Raw genomic sequence first — 20726 nt, 5'->3', positions numbered from 1 at the left:
AATTAGCCCCTATTAATTATTTCTATTACTTCATCTTTTTTGTATTTTTTAATTCTTCTATAAAAATTATCTTCAAATCTAGTATCAAATTGACAGATTGCACTATACGAACAATACTCACATGCTTTAAAATTGTTTGTAAGTATGGGCTCTATTCTAATGTTTCCATCCGTAATTTCGCTAGCACTTTCAATAACCTTATCTTTAACATAGTCTATAAGTTTATTAAAATCTTCTTCATCTAAAACTGCAGACCTAGCTGAAAACGTTCCATCTTTTTTTAGTTCTACAGGGACTACCTTCGATTTATTTTCATTTAATAAATTTCGATCTATTGAATTAACTATATTAACTTTGCTTATAGCAAGTCCATCAAGTTTAAGCGAACTATATATTTCACTTTCAATTTTTGAAATATCAATATCTTCACCATTTAAGAGCGGATCGTCTATTTTAAAATAAAATACGCCCGCTGGATTTAATTTTTCGCACCTAAAATAATCTGGATTTTCAAGCACTGCATCCATATATATAAGAAGCTGAATTTGTATACCATTTATAACATCAGAAAGATCAAATTTTTTACTTCCAGATTTATAATCAATAATTTTTACATACATCTGACCATCATTATCTAATAAATCTACTCTATCTATTCTACCTTCTAAAAATAACTTTTCACCTGTTTTAAGCTCAATTATAATAGATGGTATAGCATTAAAACCTTCTCCAAATTTAAGTTCATATGACTTTGGAAAAAAATCACCTTCTTTAACATGTTTAATTATTGTCCAAGCAGCTCTTCTTCCAACTCTTTTGATTTTATTAATTAAATATTTGTATTTGTAACTAGAATCAAATACTTTTTTACCATAATCTCTTGCCATGTCATCAATTATCTTTTCAATCATGCTATAGGCTTCATTTTCTTTTAAATCAATAAAAACATCCTGATTTGAAAATACTTGTCTACCAAATTTTTCAATAGATTCATGAAATATTATACCGATATCTGGAAGTTCAACAGTATATTCTTCACGTTTTTTTGGTTTAAGCCCATAGTCAATAAAATGAGAAAATGGGCACCTATTGAAATTTTCAATTCTTGATACATTTGCTTTAAGAGGTAATTTATATAAATCATTTGCTCCAATTTTACCAATACTCTTAACTTGATTTTTGTGAAATAATCCATCAATAATGTTTAGTAGTTTTTCTCTATATTCAGCTTTATTATAAAACCATCTATACACCGAAAACCAAAGCTCATCAATATCTTTACCATCTATCCACATTCTTAAATTTTCCGTTAAATATCTAAATGAAGCCTCGCTTTCAATAATATAATTTTTACCTTTATTATTTTTTCTTTTTATAGTATCATCAACTTTAATACTCGGAAAAATTTTAAGAAGTTTATCTAAATAAATTGACGGTCTAAGCGCTTTGCCTGAATTTGATGAAAGTGAATAAGAAAAGAATATCCTTTCTTTTGTTTTAGAAAGAAGTGAATAAAATGCTAATTCTTCGTCATTTTCAACACTTGATAAATCAGATTTTAACTGAAGTCCAGTATTAATTAATTCATTTTTTTCATCATCTATTAATATGCCATAATCGTTTCTACTTACTGGAATTCTACCATCATTTAAACCTATCACAAATAAATTTTTAATATTATTTGATTTAATTCTTTCAATTTTAGCTATTGTTACTTTATCAATCGTTGGTGGAATTATACCAACTTTATATTCTTCGAATCCAGATTCAAGCATATCTATAAAATCTTTTAATTCCATCTTTTCATCGCCGTTTATTTCTACAATTTGATCAAAAATATCAATTAAAATATTCCATATTTGTGAATATTCATTTGCAATATCATTTTTACCATCATTAATTAATTTATCAATTGTTCCACTTAGTTTTTCAAAAATATTTATTTGACTCATATATTTATATATAGCTTCAGTCATATTTTTAACAGTATTTTTGTTTGCTAAATTTTTTTCAAGTTCCATCAAAGGAATTACAATAATTTTTTTATATGACTCGTATATTTCATTATCATTATTTTCACTTTCAATATCAACGAGCCATCTCTTACCTTTAATACCATATGAAAGAGCATAATTTTCAAGAAGTTCTCCTTCTTCCCTTGTAAGACCAACATAGTTTGTTTTGATTAATTTAAACATATCTTCATATCTATAATATTTTTGTATTGATTTTAATGCAAATAGTATGACCTTTATAATAGGGCTATTAGTTATACTTCTTTTGTCATCAATAAAATATGGAATATTATATTCATCAAATACACGTTTAAGAATAATATCATAATCCTCAATATGTCCTGAAACGACTGCAAAATCTCTCCACCTATAGCCATTATTTCTAACCAAATTAGAAACTTCTATAGCAAGCCTTTCAATTTCTTCTTCATAATTTAAATCTACATCGATTTTAACTGAATTATTTTCACCACTAAAAACTTTAAAAGGATATTTGAACATATTTTTTTCAATATGACCAATTTCTAAGTCTTTAATAGGATAAGAAAATACTTTCTTACTCTCTTTTACCTTATTCTTTTTGGCAATTTTACTTAGCATATTAAAGTACTTTAATGATGGAGAAAAAACTTCTAAATCATTACTACTTCCTTCAGCAATTTTTTCATCAAGTAAAAAAGTTATTGTAAGGTTTTTAGAATACTTCATTAATTGCTCTATTATTTTAATCTCCTGGTATGTATATCCCATAAAACTATCAATATAAAAATAAGAATTCTTAATTAACTCTGACTCTTTAATAATCTCAATAAAATAATTAAATTTATCTTCTTCATCAATATATTTATCTTCCATATTTGTTTCAAACTCTTTAAAAACAAGAGCAATATCCTTAAGTTTTGAAGTCAAAAGTATATTGTTACTACTCTCTGTATATTCCATTAAAGAATTACTTGAAATTCCTGCTCTTTTAAACTCTTTAATAAGACTACTAAATAAATCTAAAAACCCTCTCTTTTTATATATACTTCCAAATACATTTAACTTAGAACTAGATTTATTAAATAATTTTTTTAAAATCATTATTTTTCCAATTTCATTAATATCTGTTCTGTCTAGCTTTCCTAGTTCATCAAAGACCCTCTCCATAAGACGTGTAAAACTAATTACTTCAACATTTAGAAGGCCTTCTTTATCTAAATTATTAATTAAATCCATTTCGGACTCTAATGTAAATTGTTCTGGAACAATTAGAACGATTTTACCATTCACTTTTTCATTTATAAATTTATTTACTTCTTTATATATTTGGTCTGTTTTACCGCTAGAAGAACGCCCGATAAAATATCTTAACATTTATATCACATCCATTTAATTTATCCGATGCCTTAGAGTTCTTTCTCCACCCACTTCTTAAAAAAGTGGGGGATAAAGAACTCTAAAAAGGCCCTGGATTATGTTTTCTAAGATTCAATGGGAGTAAAAACTCCATCTGAATCTTAGAAATTCATTTATCTATATCTACCTATTTAATTATAGTATAATATAGCTTTGTATACAAAAAGGATCCTTATCAATATTTAAATATATTAATAAAAATCCTTAGTATCTAAAGCAAGTATTTAATTAATTTATACTTTTCGTTTAAAATTAGCATTAATCAGCTTGTAAATTTATGTCTATATATTAAATAAACCAAAGCGGTTAGAGTAGTTGTAATAATACCATAAAGTTCTAATATTTTTACTGTTATATCAATAAAAAATTGTTCAGGTAATAACTGAATCAGTACATCTTTAGATGGATCTAAAATCCAAAGTTTATTTGAGAAAAACATTTGATGAAACTTAATAAAATACTTTGTAAAATCAATATTAACTAATATAAATAAACCTATAAATATAGTAAGCATAAAAATAAAACTAACTATAAAAATATTTTTTATATCTTTTTTTCTTAAAAAATCATACTTAAGTCCTAGGACTAAATATAGAAAAATAATCCCAATAGAAACATCCTTAAATTTATTTAAATTTCTAAATATATTTTTCACATCAACCATATGTGATTTTTCTTTTTCATTAAAAACTTCTCTTATCTTTCCACTAATATTAAGTTTTAGATCTAGAGACTCATTTTTATATTTTAAATATTTTGTAAGTTTATCAGCAGCTTTAACTATTCCATCATCAGTAAGTCCAGAAAGGTCTTTAACCGAAAATTCAACAAACTTATTAACATAATAATTTGAACTAAATGTATAATGATCAACAGAAAATACCAAAATAGATATTGAAAGCAAAATTCCAATAATAATCATGCCTATAGTTTTTATGGTTTTACTCAATTTTACCACCTCTTTTTTCTTTTAGTTGAATTTTATTCTTATACATTTTTTCATCAGCAGAATTAATAACTTCAAGAATATGCTTTTCACCTGTATATACGTCATAACCTAAGCTAAGTTCTAGTCTATGATTAATTAAATCATTATCATAATTAAATTCAAAAATTAAAAGCCTAAGTCTATTTACATAAGACTGTGCAACAATTGCATCTGCATTATAAAGTATAACTAAAAATTCATCGCCTCCATACCTTACAACAAAATCGGATTCTCTTACAGCCTTAGTAAGTAAATCTGCAACAGTTTTTAATATTTCATCGCCAATGTTATGTCCATAATTATCATTAATATACTTAAAATCATTTACGTCAATCATAATCAAAGTAATATTTTCACTAGAATCGTTTAAAACATCATTTACATATTGATTAAAATAATGACGATTGTATATTCCTGTAAGAGGGTCTATTTGTGCCATTTTTTTTATTTTTTCATTCATTTTTTCAAGTTCCTTAGTCCTATCTCTTACTCTTTTCTCAATTTGATGATAAATGGAACTAAGTTCTAATGCCATTTTTTTTATTTCATAAGCCAATATATTGATTTCACTACCACTATCTTTATCTACATCAAAATGAACATCAAAATTTCCTTTACCTATTTCAATTACAGCATCAACAATTTTATATATAGGATTAGTTATTATTTTTGATAAAAAATAACTAATAATAAATATTAAAATCAATATAATAATCATTTGATAAACAAGTTTCTTAAAAAATTCATTTACATTGTTCAGAAAATCATTATTATCAATAGCACTTATAATCGTAACATATGATTCATTTGAGGACGTTATATAGTATTTTTTCCAAAAATAACTTTTTGAATCAGTAATAATATGTCCATTATTAACGTCTTTTAAAATTTTTTTAGAAATTACAGGATAATCCTTCATAAAACTTTCACCTGTTTTAAGGTTATTAGGACCTCCCCATTCTTTTAACTTATTACTATTTACAATGTAAAAGCCTTTTTCATCAATTAAATAAGTATCATTAAATTCGTTATTTTTAATTAAATTTCGTAATTCATTAAATATATGATTCGTATTTACATTTAAAATTAAAACATATTTAGGTTTATTTTCTATATAAACTACTTTAGCAAACCTTATAACACTTTTATTTGGTTTTTCAATTTCTCCATGTTCCACATTTAAATCAATGGGTGAAGTAAAAATATCATTTTCTCTTAGTTTAATTGTATCTTTAAAGTAATATCTATTTGATTTATCCTGAAGTTCATTTTTGGGAACTATAGTAACACCATTAGAATTATTAATTCGAATTTTTTCCATTCCACTTAAATCTAACAATCTAATTTGATCATACCTAGTATTAATACTTATAAAGTCATCATACATTTTTTCAATATTTTTTAACGACGTTTCATCACTATCTATGCTTGAATGTGTCTTAGTTATTTTTTCTAAATAGAGCAAATCTTTTTCCGAGGAATAAAAATAATTATTTGAATTATTTATTATTCTAGAGTAAAAAGTGTCTATTTTTTCAATTTCAACATCAGTTAATAACTTTTTTGAACTATTATAACTTTTATATGAGAAGAAAATTAATGGAATTATTGATATCAATACTATAGCACCAATAAATTTATATCTAAATTTTATTTGAATTTTTTTCATATTTTTCACCACTTTATGTATTTAGTCTCTAAGACTAAGTAACTTGCAATCAGATTTAATTCATATACTAGTATTATACCAAAACTTATATCCATTTAATCAAAAAAATAATCATACCTTAAAGCTATATTCAACTTTAAGGTATGATTTATTATATATTATTTAATTATCTGATGTATTATTAAGAATATCTACTGATTCTTTTAAATAATCATCTATTACATTTTGTACATTTGAGTCCTTTAGTATTACTGATATTTCGATTCTTCTATTTTTAGAATAGGCGTCTTCATTTTTTTCATCAATAAGTGGCCTAAAATAAGAAAATCCACTTGCCATAAAAAATTTACCATATCTTTTTTCTAAAGTTGGATCAGACTGCATAAAATAATTAACAACTGACGTTGCTCTATCTGTTGACAATTTTCTATTAGCATCAGCTGTTCCTCTAATGTCAGCATGACCCTGTATATTAATTGCATCTATATTTTTACTAACATTAGGATCATCTAATACTTTTTCAAAAGATTTTGCAAGTTTTGCAAGTAATGGTTTTCCTTCATCTTTTATAATAGATTTTCCGTAATCGAATACTAATCCTTCATTGATAATAATATTACCATTATCACCAATAAGAACAAGTTCTTCACCTTTTGCATTTTTATTACCTAAATTTTCTTCAATTGAAACTTTTACTTTATTTAATACATCTAATCTAAGTAATGCTATACCTTTAAGTTTAGTTCTTAACTGCCCAAGTTCTTGATTACTCGATGCTATTATTTCCTTTTGCTTATCAATTTCCTCTTCAGAAAGTTTTAGTTCTATTTCACCTTTTTTTACTTCAGCAGCAGTTTTTTCAAGATCATTTTTTAAAAGTCTAAGCTGATCTTCAGCATTTGATATTTCTGCTTTACTTATTTCAAGTTTCGACTGAGTATCTTCTAATTGTTTAACTGCATATTCTAAATTTTTTCCAGTAACAATATTATTTACGTAAGCAATAAGCATTAAGAAAAATAGTATTAAAGCTATAGTTGAAATCATATCTGTAAAAGCAGGCCAAAAGTTTTCACTTTCTTCCTTATGTCTATACTTTCTGTATCTCTTTTTCATAAAATCACCCCTAACTTTCTTTATTATTAGAAGTTATTTCGCCAACTTTTTCATTAAATTCTTTTACAATCGGGAATCCATTTTTTAAAACTGATGTGTGATTTTTAATCTCTAAAGCATTATCATCAAAAACTAAGCTCATTCTTTCTATATTATTTTTCAAATGATAATTAAACTCCGAAAAATCTCTAACATTTTCGCCAAATACATCTAAACTTTTATCAAATTTATCAATTGAACTTCCAATTGTTTCAGCTGTATTTTTCATTTCTTTTGTTGCTTCAGTAAGTCTATAGGCTAAAGTTGAAGTCAATTCATTTAAGCTTACTTCAAGATTTGTACCTAAATTTTCAAATGATACCTCTAATACACTTTTTCCTTCTTCATCAACAGTTTCTAAATCTAAAGATTTTTTACCAAGATTATTATCTAAGTATTCTTCTATATGAATAATAATTGATTCTCGCATTTCTCCTAAATGAAATAATATACTAATAAGATTTACAATTATTGAAGATGCTATACCAAAAAGTGAGGTTACAAAAGCAACGCTCATACCTGTAACAGAATTAATTAATCCACCTGTAATATTTGCAACGTTTCCAGTGGCTGCATTTTCAGTAGTTGAAAGTAAATTAACTATATTTCCTATAGAAAGTGTAAGCCCATAAAACGTTCCAAGAAGCCCCAATATAATCATAAGTGAAGTTGATTTGTTAACAAATCTCTCTCCAATAAGTTCATTTTTTAAATATTTATGAATATTTTTTTCAATCATAGCCTCAGTATTAACTTCACTAATATTTTCCTTAATGCTATCTTTAAAATCTTCTATAATTTCATTAAGCATTGGTGAATCAAATTTCTTTTCTTTTCTAAAATTTGTATTTGTTATGTCTTTAAGAATTTTTTTATATTTACTTCTAATTGATAATGACAAAATAATTGTTATAAAAAGAATTGTTAATATGGCTATAATTATTGCATATGCAATGGGATTGAGTCTACTTAATAGATTTAACATTTTTGCCTCCTTTGAAAGCTTTTTATTTTTTCTTGTCTTTCCCTAATATTATCTTAACATCAATAATAATTTCTTCAATAAAATATGACATATTGTAAGATAATAGTAACTCTTCTTTAACTTTTATGTAACCTTTGAGTAAAAATATTGATTTATATATTTTAAATGAATTATAATTTAAATATATAATTAAAAGAAATATAGTTTAAAATGACAAGCAGAATAAATATAAATATATATATTTGATTATTTACATGCATGTAAGCCGCATTAAATTGCAAATGCAACTGGTGGTTGACAAATTTCAAACTTAACTTTATGGTTTATAGCTGAATATTTTGTTAGAATTTAGTTATCGAAAGATGACAAGGAGGAAGAAAATGATATTAGCCGATAAAATTGTAAATTTAAGAAAGAAATCAGGATGGTCTCAAGAAGAGCTTGCATTTAAAATGAATGTTTCTAGACAGTCTATCTCTAAATGGGAAAGTGCAAGAAGTATACCCGATTTAAACAAGATACTTTTGCTAAGCAATATATTTGGTGTAACAACAGACTACCTAGTTAAAGACGAAATAGAAGATATTACTGAAGTGGTGGAAGACAATGATTTAGTTTTAAAAAGACTATCTTTAGAAGAAATTACGGATTTTTTAGAAAGGAAAGTAGAATACTCTAAGTATGTTTCTAAAGGTGCATTTATTATAATATCATCAGTAACACCCTTATTATTTTTATTGGCACTTTCGGATCAATATAATTTCTCCTCAAGTACAGCAGCTGCTTTTGGACTTATATTATTAATGTCAATACTAATATATGGTATTATTCAACTCATTAAAGTTAACAATTATAATGATGATTTTAACAAGTTCAAACTAAATCGATTTGAATTAGATTATGGCGTATCCGGCATTATTAGAGAAAAGATGAAAGAGTTTAAACCAATTTACACAAGAAGACTTTCAATTAGTATTATATTATTTTTAACAAGTTTTTTACCACTAATAACAATTTCTATTTTAACCAATTCAGGCAATTTAGCTCTATACATGGTTATTGTTTTAATTTTGATGATAGCAATTGGTGTTTATAATATTATTCCCGTTTCAGATTACTACAAGGCACTCAATTTTATTTTAGGAGAAGGTGATTATGCACCGCATAAGAGAAAAGAAGTTAAAAAAACTGAACAATTAGCATCATTTTATTGGCCACTTGTAGTTGCAGTCTATTTAGCTTGGAGTTTATGGACAATGGATTGGGGAATTACATGGATTGTCTGGCCAGTTGCTGCGGTTGGATTCGCTGCACTTATTGGACTTGTTGGTTTATTTGATAAAAAAAATATAGACTTTTAATACTAGGAGCACTTTTGGTGCTCCTTTTTATATTTAAATACATCTTGTTTATATAATTTTACTTAAAATTTTCTTTAATAACATCTAAAAATTTATCTTGATTTCTTATAATCGACATATTGCTAGAGCCTTTAAATTCAATATAGGATGAATTTATAAAAAGTGTTTTTAAAGCTTCTTTTTCAGGCATATCATGTATAACATCAGTTTCAGATTCAATTATTATAGCTTTTCCGATAAAATTAACAAAGTCTTTTTTTTCAAATGAATACGATTTCCAAAATTCTTCAAGACAATTATAAATTGATAAAAGACCTTTTTTAGATGATTCACTAAGTATCTTAGCATAAATTTCTTCCCAAAACTCAAAATTATCAACATTAGAAGCTACTACACCTTTTCTAATTCTCTTAATGAAATTTCTAATAAACAATTTATAAAACATACCTTTAATAGAATTAGTAAAACGCTGAATACTTGCAAGATTTTCTTTTCTTATTTTTTTACTAATAGTATTATTAATGGTACTTGAATGCGCAATAATAAGACCTTTTACCTTTTCACCAATTTCTTTAAGTATAAACTGTGATAAAATTCCACCTAGAGAGTGAGAAAAAATATAAAATTCACTTGTAATTTCTTTTTCAATAACCTTCAAAATACCATTTTTTAATTCTTCAATTGAATTTACTTGAGGATAATTAACTAATATAAGTTTATAATCCTTAGAAAGCTCACTAATGTATCTTAAAAATGTAACTGAATTACCTGTAGTACCTGGAAGCATAAGAAGTGTTTTTTTAGAATCACCTATAACTAAATAACTAATACTAGTGCCCTCAAAGTCAAGTGTCCTCTCTTCTTCCTTATTATAAAATTCTGCTTCTTTTGCAAGATTTTCATCATGAATAACTTTAAAAATATATTCATCTATTTTAGTCATAAAACTCTCCTATATGTTTATTTATATAAATTAATATTAATAGCATTTTTACCTTCAGTTTTACTCTTGTAAAGAGCATTATCCGCCCTCCTTAAAAGTTCAACCATTTCAGATTCTTTTTGTATATCAGCAATACCTACACTAATGGTTTTTTTTATATTTATTTCATCTTTTAAATTTTCAAACTCATATTTAAGTAATTTTAACTTTTTAATTAAATCGTCCAATGTTCCATAAAAAATTATAGCGAATTCATCACCACCCCACCTAGAAATTATACTAGGAGAAGTAAAATATTTATTTGATATTTCAACAAATTTATATAAAATTTCATCACCTTTAACATGACCATAATTATCATTAATATACTTAAAATTATCAAAATCAATTAATAATACATAAACATCCATATTTTTTTTATCTTTTATCACCTTTTCTAAATTTTTATCAAACATTCTTCTATTTGCAGCTAATGTTAGCTTATCATAATTTGCATAAAAATTTAATTCTTCATTTGCCTTTTCAAGTTCTATTTGACTACTAATAAGAGCATTCTTCTCTACATTATATGCAGTATCAAATCTTTTAATTAAAAAATATGCACCCAAAATTATAATAGGAATTTGAATCATCCTATCTGTAAATTGTGAACTTTCCGAATACGTCTTAATAAGTTTAGGATAAAAATGTTCAATATAAATTAAAAAATCAAACATTAATATAATGGATGCAATTAAAAAACTTCGTTTATATTTTTTAAAAAGATAAGTTGTTGTTATAATTAAAATAAATATATATCCAATTGTGTTATTACTACTACCACCAGAATCAATCCAAGCAAAAGGAATAAATAAGTAGATTATAAATAAAAAATAAACAAATTTAATATTATCACTATATTTTTTATAATTTTCACGTTTTACTACAAAATATGAGAAAAAACTAATACTAATAAGTAATATCCACTTAATTTGAACTTCAAATGGAAATTTTGCAACAATATTAGTTAAAATACTAATGAAGGATATTGCAATAGCAAATACTAAAATTATTTTATAAATCTTTTTTTCAAGCATGTTTTCACTCACCCACGTATTCAATAAAATTAATATTAATAATAACATTAATTTTTCTACATTTAATTATACCTTATATTAATTTTAGCAAACTTTTTTGAAATGCATTTTAATATAATTTATTTGATAGACCTAATAAAATCAATTATACTCATCCACTCTATTCCATCTTTATTTACAATTTGCATGCGGTCCATTGAGATAACAATTTTCTTATAATTATCATTTACATTCGCGAGTGGTGTGAATTCTCTTGCAATCACCTGATTAAATGATAATAAATATATTACTTGAACATAGATTTTCCCACCTTGGCATATCGCTATAAAATCATAGCACTCTCTAATGCCTAAATATAACTTTAAACAGATTCTATACCGACTTTTCTTCCTTGACTTCTAAGATAATCCGCGATTTTCTTAGCGCTAAAAATCTGTCCAATATTATCCATGATATAGATGAAAATTCTCTCTAGCAACTCTGTATCTCTAATTTTGTTTCTTTGTATAACATCTTTGAGTACAACAGAATTATATATACCCTTTATATACTGAACTTTCAAATCATCCTCTTTAGGCATATGATATAATCCAGGAAATCCACCATACTTTAAATAATCATTAAATGCTTTTTCCACATCATTTGGATTATTTTCAACAACTTCATAAAAATCAATATACTCATTAAATGACAAGGGATATAGTTCAAGCTCTACGTATCGACCTGTAAGATATGTATCCAGCTCACCAGATAATAAATGAGCATTGGATCCAGTCAAATAAATATCACAATCTAAGTCGACCATAAATGATCTAACTGCCTTTTCACATTCACGCACTTCTTGTATTTCATCAATAAGTATATAAGTTTTTAATTTATTATCAGTTACTTTATCAGTAACATAATTATAGAGAGCTTTGTAATCTTTATATGATTCATATTGAATAGATTCAAAATCAATTTTTATTATTTGCTTTTCAAACACGCCCTTATTCATAAGATGATTCGACAATAATTTTAATAAATAAGACTTTCCGCAACGTCTAATGCCTTTTATTATCTTTATTACAGGTGTATCAATATAATCAATTAACTGATTTATATATAATTCTCGACTTTTCATGTCACACCTCTATATTAGTTCTGTTGTATCGAAATTAAATCTATATTTGTTGATATAATTCTATTATAATAGAATTATATCAATTTGTAATATTACCGTCAATCCATTAGTTCTACTATAATAGAACTAATTCTTATTAAATGCATATAATTCTATTATAATAATTTTGTAATCATTACACTGTTTGTATTTATTATATTCTCAATAATATGTAAGTTTTATCCTTACCTTTTTAGAATTAAAAAAATATATATTAAAACGCAGTGCCTCACGCATGGATGTGCGGTGTGGCGGAGCTTTTAATATATATTTTTTCTCTTATTTCAAAAACAATTTCGGAGCATGACTCGCACGTAATCTATGAGCAACTTTATAACCAGAACCTACAAGTGGTCTTAAATAATATTTGAATGCGTCAGTGACGTGATTGCCTTCTTCATTAATAAATTCATCAGGCATATATCTTGTTTTTCCTGCAATTTTATCAAGAGGAACAAAATCATAATCCACTGAATAAAAACCCGTTCTATTAATTACAATAGATCCATCAGAATTATTCCACATAGCATATTGAGCTGCTTTTTCACCTACTTCTCTGGCTTCTCTTTGATCAATATCTGAAACACATTCCATAAAAGAACGTTGTAAATATCCAAATGTATCACTTCTAACTCTTGAAACTCCTAATTTTTCTTTAAGTAAATCTGACAAAGATTCTCCTAAAGTACCATTTCCAGAAAGTTGAACATTTCCATGTTCATCATACTCAATATCATCTCTTAAAGTTGTAACAATCGGTCTACCTTCTTCATCTGTTATTCCCTCAGATACAGCAATAACACATCTTCCATATTTGTCATAAACGTTTTTTACATCCTTAACAAATTTATCAATTGAAAATGCTCTTTCAGGAACATATACAAGATGAGGACCATCATCTGGATATTTTTTAGCAATGGCAGATGCTGCAGTTAAAAATCCAGCATGTCTTCCCATTACTACACCAATATAAATACCACCCATTGCTCTATTATCAAGATTTACACCAGTAAAAGCTGATGCAATAAATCTCGCAGCAGAACCATATCCTGGAGTATGATCATTTAAAACTAAGTCATTATCGATAGTTTTAGGAATATGAATTGCTCTAAAATCATACTTTTCTTTGACTGCATTTTCAGCAATTAATCTTAGTGTTTCAGAAGAATCATTACCACCAATATAAAAGAAATATCTAATATCATGTGCTTTCATAACCTTAAACATCCGTCTACAAGATTCTTCATCAGGTTTAACCCTTGTAGATAAAAGAGCAGAAGATGGAGTTTGAGCAACTAATTCCATATTGTTAGTAGTCTCCTGAGATAAATCGATAAAATCCTCGTTAAGAATTCCTTCAACACCTCTAATCGCACCATAAACTTTAGTAACTTGAGCAAATTTTCTAGCTTCAAGAGCAGCACCAACCATAGATTGATTAATAACAGCAGTAGGTCCACCGCCCTGAGCAATAAGAACTTTTCCAGTTAAAATCATATAAACACCCCGTTTTTATAGTATGTACACAAACGTCCCGCCTAATACAAAACGTCCCGCTATACCTATTATACAATTTTTCAGAATATTTACAATATTCATTTCAAAAAAGCAGTGCAAAAAACAAAAATAATTCTCGAAAAGAAGGCTTGCCTTCAAAGAGAAGAATTAATTTTGTTTTTTATAGGGCTAAAAGCCCGTGACCAAGCAAATTACGAAGTGATTTGATGGGTCGCACTGCCTTTTAAACCATAAACCTTTGACACATAGTCTCGAAAAGAAGGCTTGCCTTCAAAGAGAAGAATTAATTTTGTTTTTTATAGGGCTAAAAGCCCGTGACCAAGCAAATTACGAAGTGATTTGATGGGTCGCACTGCCTTTTAAACCATAAACCTTTGACACATAGTCTCGAAAAGAAGGCTTGCCTTCAAAGAGAAGAATTAATTTTGTTTTTTATAGGGCTAAAAGCCCGTGACCAAGCAAATTACGAAGTGATTTGATGGGTCGCACTGCCTTTTAAACCATAAACCTTTGACACATAGTCTCGAAAAGAAGGCTTGCCTTCAAAGAGAAGAATTAATTTTGTTTTTTATCCGATACCTTAGTGTTCTAATATCCACAGCTTACTTCATAAGCTGAGAATAAAGAACTCTATAAGGTCCTGGATTGTTTTTTCTAAACTTCAGAAGGAATAAAACACCTTCTCAAGCTAAGAAATGCACTGATCCGATACCTTAGTGTTCTTAATACCCTCAGCTTACTTCATAAGCTGAGAATAAAGAACTCTATAAGGTCCTGGATTGTTTTTTCTAAACTTCAGAAGGAATAAAACACCTTCTCAAGCTAAGAAATGCACTGATCCGATACCTTAGTGTTCTAATATCCACAGCTTACTTCATAAGCTGAGAATAAAGAACTCTATAAGGTCCTGGATTGTTTTTTCTAAACTTCAGAAGGAATAAAACGCCTTCTGAAGCTAAGAAATGCACTGATCCGATACCTTAGTGTTCTTAATACCCTCAACTTACTTCATAAGCTGAGAATAAAGAACTCTATAAAGTCCTGGATTGTTTTTTCTAAACTTCTGAAGGAATAAAACGCCTTCTGAAGCTAAGAAATGCACTCGATACCTAAAAAATGTTACTATTTTACCTTATCTTGTCTTCATCAATTTCACTTAAATTACTTGCTCCCGTCATAATCATAGCTTCAGCTAATTCTCTTCCAATTTTTTCAGTATATAATTCAACACCTTCTTCACCTGCTCCATACACAGAAATTGCATATGGTCTAGCAATGAGCGCTGCATCTGCTCCGAGTGCTATTGCCTTAAAAACATCAATTCCACTTCTGAAGCCACCATCAATAAACACTTTAATTTTACCTTGTACTTCTTCTACTATTTCAGGCAAAACTTCTATTGTTGAAGGTGTTTCATCTAAAACTCTTCCTCCGTGATTAGATACAATTACCCCATATACACCAGCCTCTATTGCTTTTCTAGCAACGTTTGCGCTCATAACACCTTTTAAAATAAAAGGAAGCTTTGTAGAATTTACTATTTCTTTTAAATCTTCTTTCGAAAGTGGCGATACTGGTTTTCCTTGAGCTGCTAATATGCTTAATCCTGCTGCATCAATATCCATTGCTACTGCAAATGCACCTGCATTTTCACTAAGTTTTATTTTCTTTATAACTTCTTCTTTACTCCAAGGCTTAATAGTTGGAACACCCCATCCATCATTAGCTTTTATAGCCTTAAGAGTTCCTGTAAAAACTTCGTCTTTAACTCCATCTCCCGTAAAAGCAATTGTACCTGCTTTGTGACATCCATTTATCACAGCTTTTGAGTAAGTAAGATCATTATATAAATCGCTATAATGAATTTGAACTCCTCCTACTGGTGCCGCAAACACAGGATACTTAAATTTCTTTCCAAAAAGTTCTATTTCAGTATTAGTGCCTTTATTTAAATAAACAGTGTCCATATTTAATCTGATTTTTCTTAAATCTTCGTAATTTCTAATAAAACCAAGCCCAAGTCCCTTTCCACCAGGTCCTGGAATTTTACCTTTACATGATATACCATTACATTCCTTACAAACTTTACAAAATTCACCTATATTTTTTTTAGAATTTTCAAGCATTTCCAAATAGTTCATCTTATAACCACCTTTTATATTTTCTAAAATAATTATATCAAATTTAAATGTAAATATGCATTTTTCACCTAATAAAAATATTAATTATTCTTGATGTTAAGTAAGTTAGTATGATAATATAAGAAAGACTAATAAAGGAATGAAAGGTGGAAAAATGAGTTTATTTAAAGAATGGGAAGAGATAGCTGAAAACGCTGCAGATTCACAAGAATTTTGGAAAAATTATTTAGCTCTTGAACAAACAGTATATGATGCTATTTTAATTGAGAAAGAAACTTCTCTAAAAGGCAGTATCAAAGATTTGGCTGAAAAATATAAATTGAAACCTGTAATGTTTGCAGGCTTTTTAGATGGAATCAATACAAGTCTTAAAGAAGAAATCAATTTAGATGAATTAGAAGATGAAAATACATCTATTGATGCAGAAATTGATTATGATAAATTATATTACAATATGCATGAAGCTAAAGCAGATTGGTTATATAATTTACCAGCATGGGATGATATATTTACAAAAGAAAAAAGAAAAGAAATTAAAAAAGCTTATAATGCAACTAAAACAGTTGTTAAAGGCGAAAAAATTGGTAGAAATGATCCATGTCCATGTGGAAGTGGAAAAAAATATAAAAAATGTTGCTTAAATAAATAGATTTCATAACTTCTAAGTATTAAGTAAATAAAATCAATAATTTTCAAATTGAAAAAATCTATAATTAAAACATTAACCTATGTTTTTTTATAGATTTTTTTATAGATTTTTTTATATAATAACATATAACAAGAACAAATATAAATGAATTTCTTGGATTCAGAGGGAGTTTTTACTCCCACTGAATCTTAGAAAACATAATCCAGGGCCTTTTTAGAGTTCTTTATCCCCCACTTTTTTAAGTAGAGGGGGTATTAGAACTCTAAGGCATCGGATAAAATGCGATTTATAAACTATCTTATTAAAAAGGAATAATTATGTTAAATTTATATGCTTTTATAACCTACGTATTTATTGTTACTTTTACACCTGGTCCAAATAATATAATGACTATGGCTCATTCAAGTAAATATGGATTGAAAAAAACATTAAGATTTATATTTGGAGTTATAACAGGATTTTTTGCTATAATTTTGTTCAGTAGCTATTTTAATCTACTACTTTTTGATTACATACCAAAAGTAAAAAAATATATGAGTATTATTGCTTCAATCTACATGCTTTACTTAGCTTATAAAATTATAAAATCAAAGCCATCTTCAAGTGAAAATTCTTCGACTGAATTAAGTTACAAATCAGGTATCGTACTTCAATTTATAAATGCTAAATTTATTATGTACGCCGTAACTGTGACTTCAACATTCATAGTGCCTTTTTACAATGAAAATTATCAACTAGTTTTATTTACAATCCTTTTAACTTTTATTGCATTTCTTTCTCTAATCTCATGGGGATTACTAGGTTCATTTTTCAATAAGTTCTTAAATAAATACTACAAGCCATTTAATATATTTCTTGCAGCGCTTTTAATTTATACCGCGATATCAATATCAGATTTATTTCTTTAAATATATTAAATATGATAACTAAATGTAAAATTATAAAGACATATACTTGAACAATTACAAAAAAATAAACATTATAAGTTTATAATGTTTATTCAATTTCTAGAATGGGTAGAAAAATAATATTATTATTTTATTTCTAGGGGGAAAATATATGAACCTAAAATCTATTAAATCAAAATCTATTTTTATAACATTTGTAGTTATTTTACTAATTTTAATATTAGTAGTAACTTCAATCAATATGCTTAGTATTATTGAAAACAACTACACTAAATTTTCAAAATACACTTTATCTGATTTAGAAGATATCAATAATTTAAGGAAAGATGTTATTCAAATTCAACAATGGCTTTCTGATATTTCAGCAACTAGAGGAAAACCCGGTTATGACGATGGTCTAGATGAAGCTAAAAATTATTACGATGATGCAAAATCTTTAATAAAAAAACTTGAAAATAATGATAACTATAAAAACAAACTATCATTAATCAAAGATTTTAATAGTAAATTAGATGAGTTTTATACACTAGGTATACAAATGGCTAACACATATATTAATAAAGGAACTGAAGAAGGAAATAAATACATGGGCAAATTTGATCCATATGTTGAAACTTTAAATGATTCTTTAAAAGTTTTAGAAGATGATGTAAATAAAGAAGTTTCTGAAAACAGTATGTATATTTCTGAATTTATTAAAGGCATGAAAACTAAAGCAATCATTTTCACACTAATTACTATAATTTTTACTATTTTGGCTCTTTTTTTAGTTTTCAAATCAATTCTGAAATCTATTAATAATACTAGCAATTTGCTAAATGAAATAAATAACGGAAATGGAGATTTGACTATGAGAATTAATCCACTTCCAAAAGATGAAATTGGAAATTTATCTAATCAAATTAATATTTTTATTGAAAATACTCAAATTATTGTTAAGGACATTAAAAACACATCAAAATCTATGGTAAGTAAATACGATGATTTAGAGGATTCTTCTACAAAATCTTCAGAAATCAACAGAGAGATAACTGCAAATGTAGATCAATTAAATTCAGTAATTGGTGATCAAAGTAAGTATATAGAAAACACCATGTATGAAATGGAGGAAATTGGAAATATTTCTTCAAAAACTACTTCCTTAATCGATAGTATTCACTTAATTTCTAAAGAATCTAAATTACTTAGTGAAAAAGGACTTATCGTAGTTACAGAATTAAAAGAAAAAAATTCTGAAAGTATTGAAAATACAAATAATATTATATCAACAATATCAAAAATCGATAATTATGCAAATAGTGCAAATGAAATAACAAGTATTATATCTGGCATATCTGAACAAACAAATTTACTTGCATTAAATGCTAGCATTGAAGCTGCTAGAGCTGGAGATGCTGGTAAAGGTTTTGCTGTTGTTGCTAATGAAATTAAAGTCTTAGCTGAACAAACTCAAGACTCTACAGAAAAAATTAACAATTTAATAAATAATATTATTTCTGTTTCAAATGATGCAGTTGAAATGACTAATTCTATTAAACTTACAAATGAAGAACAAAATAACTCTGTTAATTCAACTGAAAACATTTTCAATAACACCTCAGAATCTTTACTTAAATTAAACAAGCACATTGATAATGTTAACAATTTAAGTAATTCTTTAAATGAGAGCATTTCAGAAATAATTAAAAAAATAGAATTTATTTCTTCTTCTATAGAAGAATTATCAGCAACTTCAACTGAAGTAAATTCTGGGTCTCAAGATTCATTAGAAATAACTACACATATTAATTCATTAATTGATGAAACAAAACTTGAAATACAAAACCTTGTAGATGATATTTCTAAATTTACAATTTAACCTTATAACTTGATATAAATTTAATTACGTGATAAACAAATAAAAAGCATATTATTAGTATTTTTACTAGTAATATGCTTTTTTATAGAAAAATATATATTTATGTAAAACAATATAACCTAATAATCCATTAGCAATAATCTAAATTCAAAAGCACATTGATTATGCCTTTTTCATCTTTGTTCGTTAAACTCTTTTTTGTTTTATTATATTTACTAATATATTCAATTAACTGCTCATTTTTTAATATTGGTATATTAGAATTTTTAATATTAAATCTTAAATCTTTATTTGTAAAAACAATTATTTGATTAATATATGGAGTTAAACTCCTTTCACTTAAAATACTCTTAAGGATATCTAATTGCCTTTCACTTTGTTTAATAGGATTTTTAATATTTTTCTTTTTCAAATTACCATCCGTAATAGCTTTTTCATGAATTAATTCATTTTCCTTAGCATCACCATAAATATAACCTCTATGATTTTTTGCTTCAATAATAAATAAATTTCCATTTCCAATAACGACCGCATCTATTTCAGTAATTCTACCCTTTGAATTGACTAATTTAAGACCACTAATAATCGTGTAATCATTAGATAATTCTTTTAATTTTAAAACTAAATTTTTCTCTCCATTAACACCTGACTTTAAAATTTTTACTTTTATTTTATTTTTCTTATACTTTATTCTAAACACAATAACTACAATTAATGAAATTTCCCAAATTTTTAATGCCAATATTAAACTCAATATTATTATAGCTAAAAATAAAAATGACATAAATCTAGCTTTATTATATTCTTTAATTAAATCTTTACTTTTATTGATTACCTTTGCCATTTTCGTCGAGTAGACAACTCTCGACTCCACCTCCTTATTTAGCAAGGGTAGTCTAT

At 26.4% G+C, this 20726-nt stretch carries 16 protein-coding genes; 4 read left to right on the top strand and 12 right to left on the bottom strand.

The genetic code is table 11. The features are described from left to right. Positions 1-2: 2 nt before the first annotated feature. From addB to AACH12_RS02755, 5 genes are all read right to left on the bottom strand, one after another. A complete protein-coding gene (gene addB, locus AACH12_RS02775; RefSeq protein WP_338536553.1) occupies positions 3-3371 on the bottom strand; it encodes a helicase-exonuclease AddAB subunit AddB in 3369 nt (1122 codons plus the stop codon). 304 nt (positions 3372-3675) lie between these two features. Then, on the bottom strand, positions 3676-4362 hold the full coding sequence (locus tag AACH12_RS02770; RefSeq protein ID WP_338536552.1) for a TIGR01906 family membrane protein: 687 nt from the start codon (positions 4360-4362) through the stop codon (positions 3676-3678). After that, positions 4355-6070, bottom strand: coding sequence for a diguanylate cyclase (locus AACH12_RS02765; protein WP_338536551.1), 1716 nt, complete (start codon positions 6068-6070; stop codon positions 4355-4357). Before AACH12_RS02765 ends, AACH12_RS02770 begins: the two co-directional genes overlap by 8 nt. A gap of 162 nt (positions 6071-6232) precedes the next feature. Further along, complete coding sequence (locus AACH12_RS02760; RefSeq protein ID WP_338536550.1) at positions 6233-7186, bottom strand: OmpA family protein; 954 nt, start codon at positions 7184-7186, stop codon at positions 6233-6235. A gap of 10 nt (positions 7187-7196) precedes the next feature. Further along, on the bottom strand, positions 7197-8210 hold the full coding sequence (locus tag AACH12_RS02755) for a hypothetical protein (protein WP_338536549.1): 1014 nt from the start codon (positions 8208-8210) through the stop codon (positions 7197-7199). 380 nt (positions 8211-8590) lie between these two features. Here AACH12_RS02755 and AACH12_RS02750 point away from each other — a divergent pair, with 380 nt between their 5' ends. Beyond that, positions 8591-9571, top strand: coding sequence for a helix-turn-helix domain-containing protein (locus tag AACH12_RS02750; protein WP_338536548.1), 981 nt, complete (start codon positions 8591-8593; stop codon positions 9569-9571). Positions 9572-9629: 58 nt separating this feature from the next. Here the strand turns inward: AACH12_RS02750 and AACH12_RS02745 are convergent, their stop codons facing one another. From AACH12_RS02745 to AACH12_RS02720, 6 genes are all read right to left on the bottom strand, one after another. Then, positions 9630-10514, bottom strand: a complete 885-nt coding sequence (locus AACH12_RS02745) for an alpha/beta fold hydrolase (protein ID WP_338536547.1) — start codon at positions 10512-10514, stop codon at positions 9630-9632. Positions 10515-10531: 17 nt separating this feature from the next. Next, positions 10532-11590: a GGDEF domain-containing protein gene (locus AACH12_RS02740; protein ID WP_338536546.1), complete on the bottom strand. Its 1059-nt coding sequence runs from the start codon at positions 11588-11590 to the stop codon at positions 10532-10534. A gap of 119 nt (positions 11591-11709) precedes the next feature. After that, positions 11710-11853 (bottom strand): hypothetical protein, encoded by a 144-nt coding sequence (locus tag AACH12_RS02735; RefSeq protein ID WP_338536545.1) that lies wholly within the window; start codon positions 11851-11853, stop codon positions 11710-11712. 98 nt (positions 11854-11951) lie between these two features. Continuing rightward, positions 11952-12713, bottom strand: coding sequence for an ATP-binding protein (locus AACH12_RS02730; RefSeq protein WP_338536544.1), 762 nt, complete (start codon positions 12711-12713; stop codon positions 11952-11954). A 318-nt stretch (positions 12714-13031) separates the two neighbouring features. Then, complete coding sequence (locus tag AACH12_RS02725) at positions 13032-14249, bottom strand: 6-phosphofructokinase (RefSeq protein WP_338536543.1); 1218 nt, start codon at positions 14247-14249, stop codon at positions 13032-13034. Positions 14250-15397: 1148 nt separating this feature from the next. Further along, positions 15398-16411 (bottom strand): alpha-hydroxy-acid oxidizing protein, encoded by a 1014-nt coding sequence (locus AACH12_RS02720; RefSeq protein ID WP_338536542.1) that lies wholly within the window; start codon positions 16409-16411, stop codon positions 15398-15400. Positions 16412-16565: 154 nt separating this feature from the next. Here AACH12_RS02720 and AACH12_RS02715 point away from each other — a divergent pair, with 154 nt between their 5' ends. The 3 genes from AACH12_RS02715 to AACH12_RS02705 all read left to right on the top strand — a co-directional run bounded on the left by AACH12_RS02715 (position 16566) and on the right by AACH12_RS02705 (position 19826). Next, entirely contained in the window at positions 16566-17060 is a 495-nt protein-coding gene (locus tag AACH12_RS02715) for an SEC-C metal-binding domain-containing protein (RefSeq protein WP_338536541.1), read from the top strand. Positions 17061-17377: 317 nt separating this feature from the next. Next, positions 17378-17968 carry a LysE family transporter gene (locus AACH12_RS02710; protein ID WP_338536540.1) on the top strand — a complete coding sequence of 197 codons (591 nt, stop codon included), beginning with the start codon at positions 17378-17380 and terminating at the stop codon, positions 17966-17968. A gap of 151 nt (positions 17969-18119) precedes the next feature. After that, complete coding sequence (locus AACH12_RS02705) at positions 18120-19826, top strand: methyl-accepting chemotaxis protein (protein ID WP_338536539.1); 1707 nt, start codon at positions 18120-18122, stop codon at positions 19824-19826. 130 nt (positions 19827-19956) lie between these two features. Here the strand turns inward: AACH12_RS02705 and AACH12_RS02700 are convergent, their stop codons facing one another. Next, a complete protein-coding gene (locus AACH12_RS02700; protein WP_338536538.1) occupies positions 19957-20670 on the bottom strand; it encodes a nuclease-related domain-containing protein in 714 nt (237 codons plus the stop codon). Positions 20671-20726 lie beyond the last annotated feature (56 nt).

Source organism: Helicovermis profundi, from assembly GCF_033097505.1.
GTDB lineage: Bacteria > Bacillota > Clostridia > Peptostreptococcales > Acidaminobacteraceae > Helicovermis > Helicovermis profundi.
This window is presented reverse-complemented; position numbering and strand designations above follow the sequence as displayed.

What these genes read in the sequence shown, in the direction of transcription:
- addB (WP_338536553.1), bottom strand. Translation starts at nt 3,371, where the DNA reads ATGTTAAGATATTTTATCGGGCGTTCTTCTAGCGGTAAAACAGACCAA.
- AACH12_RS02720 (WP_338536542.1), bottom strand. Translation starts at nt 16,411, where the DNA reads ATGAACTATTTGGAAATGCTTGAAAATTCTAAAAAAAATATAGGTGAA.
- AACH12_RS02760 (WP_338536550.1), bottom strand. Translation starts at nt 7,186, where the DNA reads ATGAAAAAGAGATACAGAAAGTATAGACATAAGGAAGAAAGTGAAAAC.
- AACH12_RS02765 (WP_338536551.1), bottom strand. Translation starts at nt 6,070, where the DNA reads ATGAAAAAAATTCAAATAAAATTTAGATATAAATTTATTGGTGCTATA.
- AACH12_RS02750 (WP_338536548.1), top strand. Translation starts at nt 8,591, where the DNA reads ATGATATTAGCCGATAAAATTGTAAATTTAAGAAAGAAATCAGGATGG.
- AACH12_RS02725 (WP_338536543.1), bottom strand. Translation starts at nt 14,249, where the DNA reads ATGATTTTAACTGGAAAAGTTCTTATTGCTCAGGGCGGTGGACCTACT.
- AACH12_RS02700 (WP_338536538.1), bottom strand. Translation starts at nt 20,670, where the DNA reads ATGGCAAAGGTAATCAATAAAAGTAAAGATTTAATTAAAGAATATAAT.
- AACH12_RS02745 (WP_338536547.1), bottom strand. Translation starts at nt 10,514, where the DNA reads ATGACTAAAATAGATGAATATATTTTTAAAGTTATTCATGATGAAAAT.
- AACH12_RS02740 (WP_338536546.1), bottom strand. Translation starts at nt 11,590, where the DNA reads ATGCTTGAAAAAAAGATTTATAAAATAATTTTAGTATTTGCTATTGCA.
- AACH12_RS02715 (WP_338536541.1), top strand. Translation starts at nt 16,566, where the DNA reads ATGAGTTTATTTAAAGAATGGGAAGAGATAGCTGAAAACGCTGCAGAT.
- AACH12_RS02730 (WP_338536544.1), bottom strand. Translation starts at nt 12,713, where the DNA reads ATGAAAAGTCGAGAATTATATATAAATCAGTTAATTGATTATATTGAT.
- AACH12_RS02755 (WP_338536549.1), bottom strand. Translation starts at nt 8,210, where the DNA reads ATGTTAAATCTATTAAGTAGACTCAATCCCATTGCATATGCAATAATT.
- AACH12_RS02710 (WP_338536540.1), top strand. Translation starts at nt 17,378, where the DNA reads ATGTTAAATTTATATGCTTTTATAACCTACGTATTTATTGTTACTTTT.
- AACH12_RS02705 (WP_338536539.1), top strand. Translation starts at nt 18,120, where the DNA reads ATGAACCTAAAATCTATTAAATCAAAATCTATTTTTATAACATTTGTA.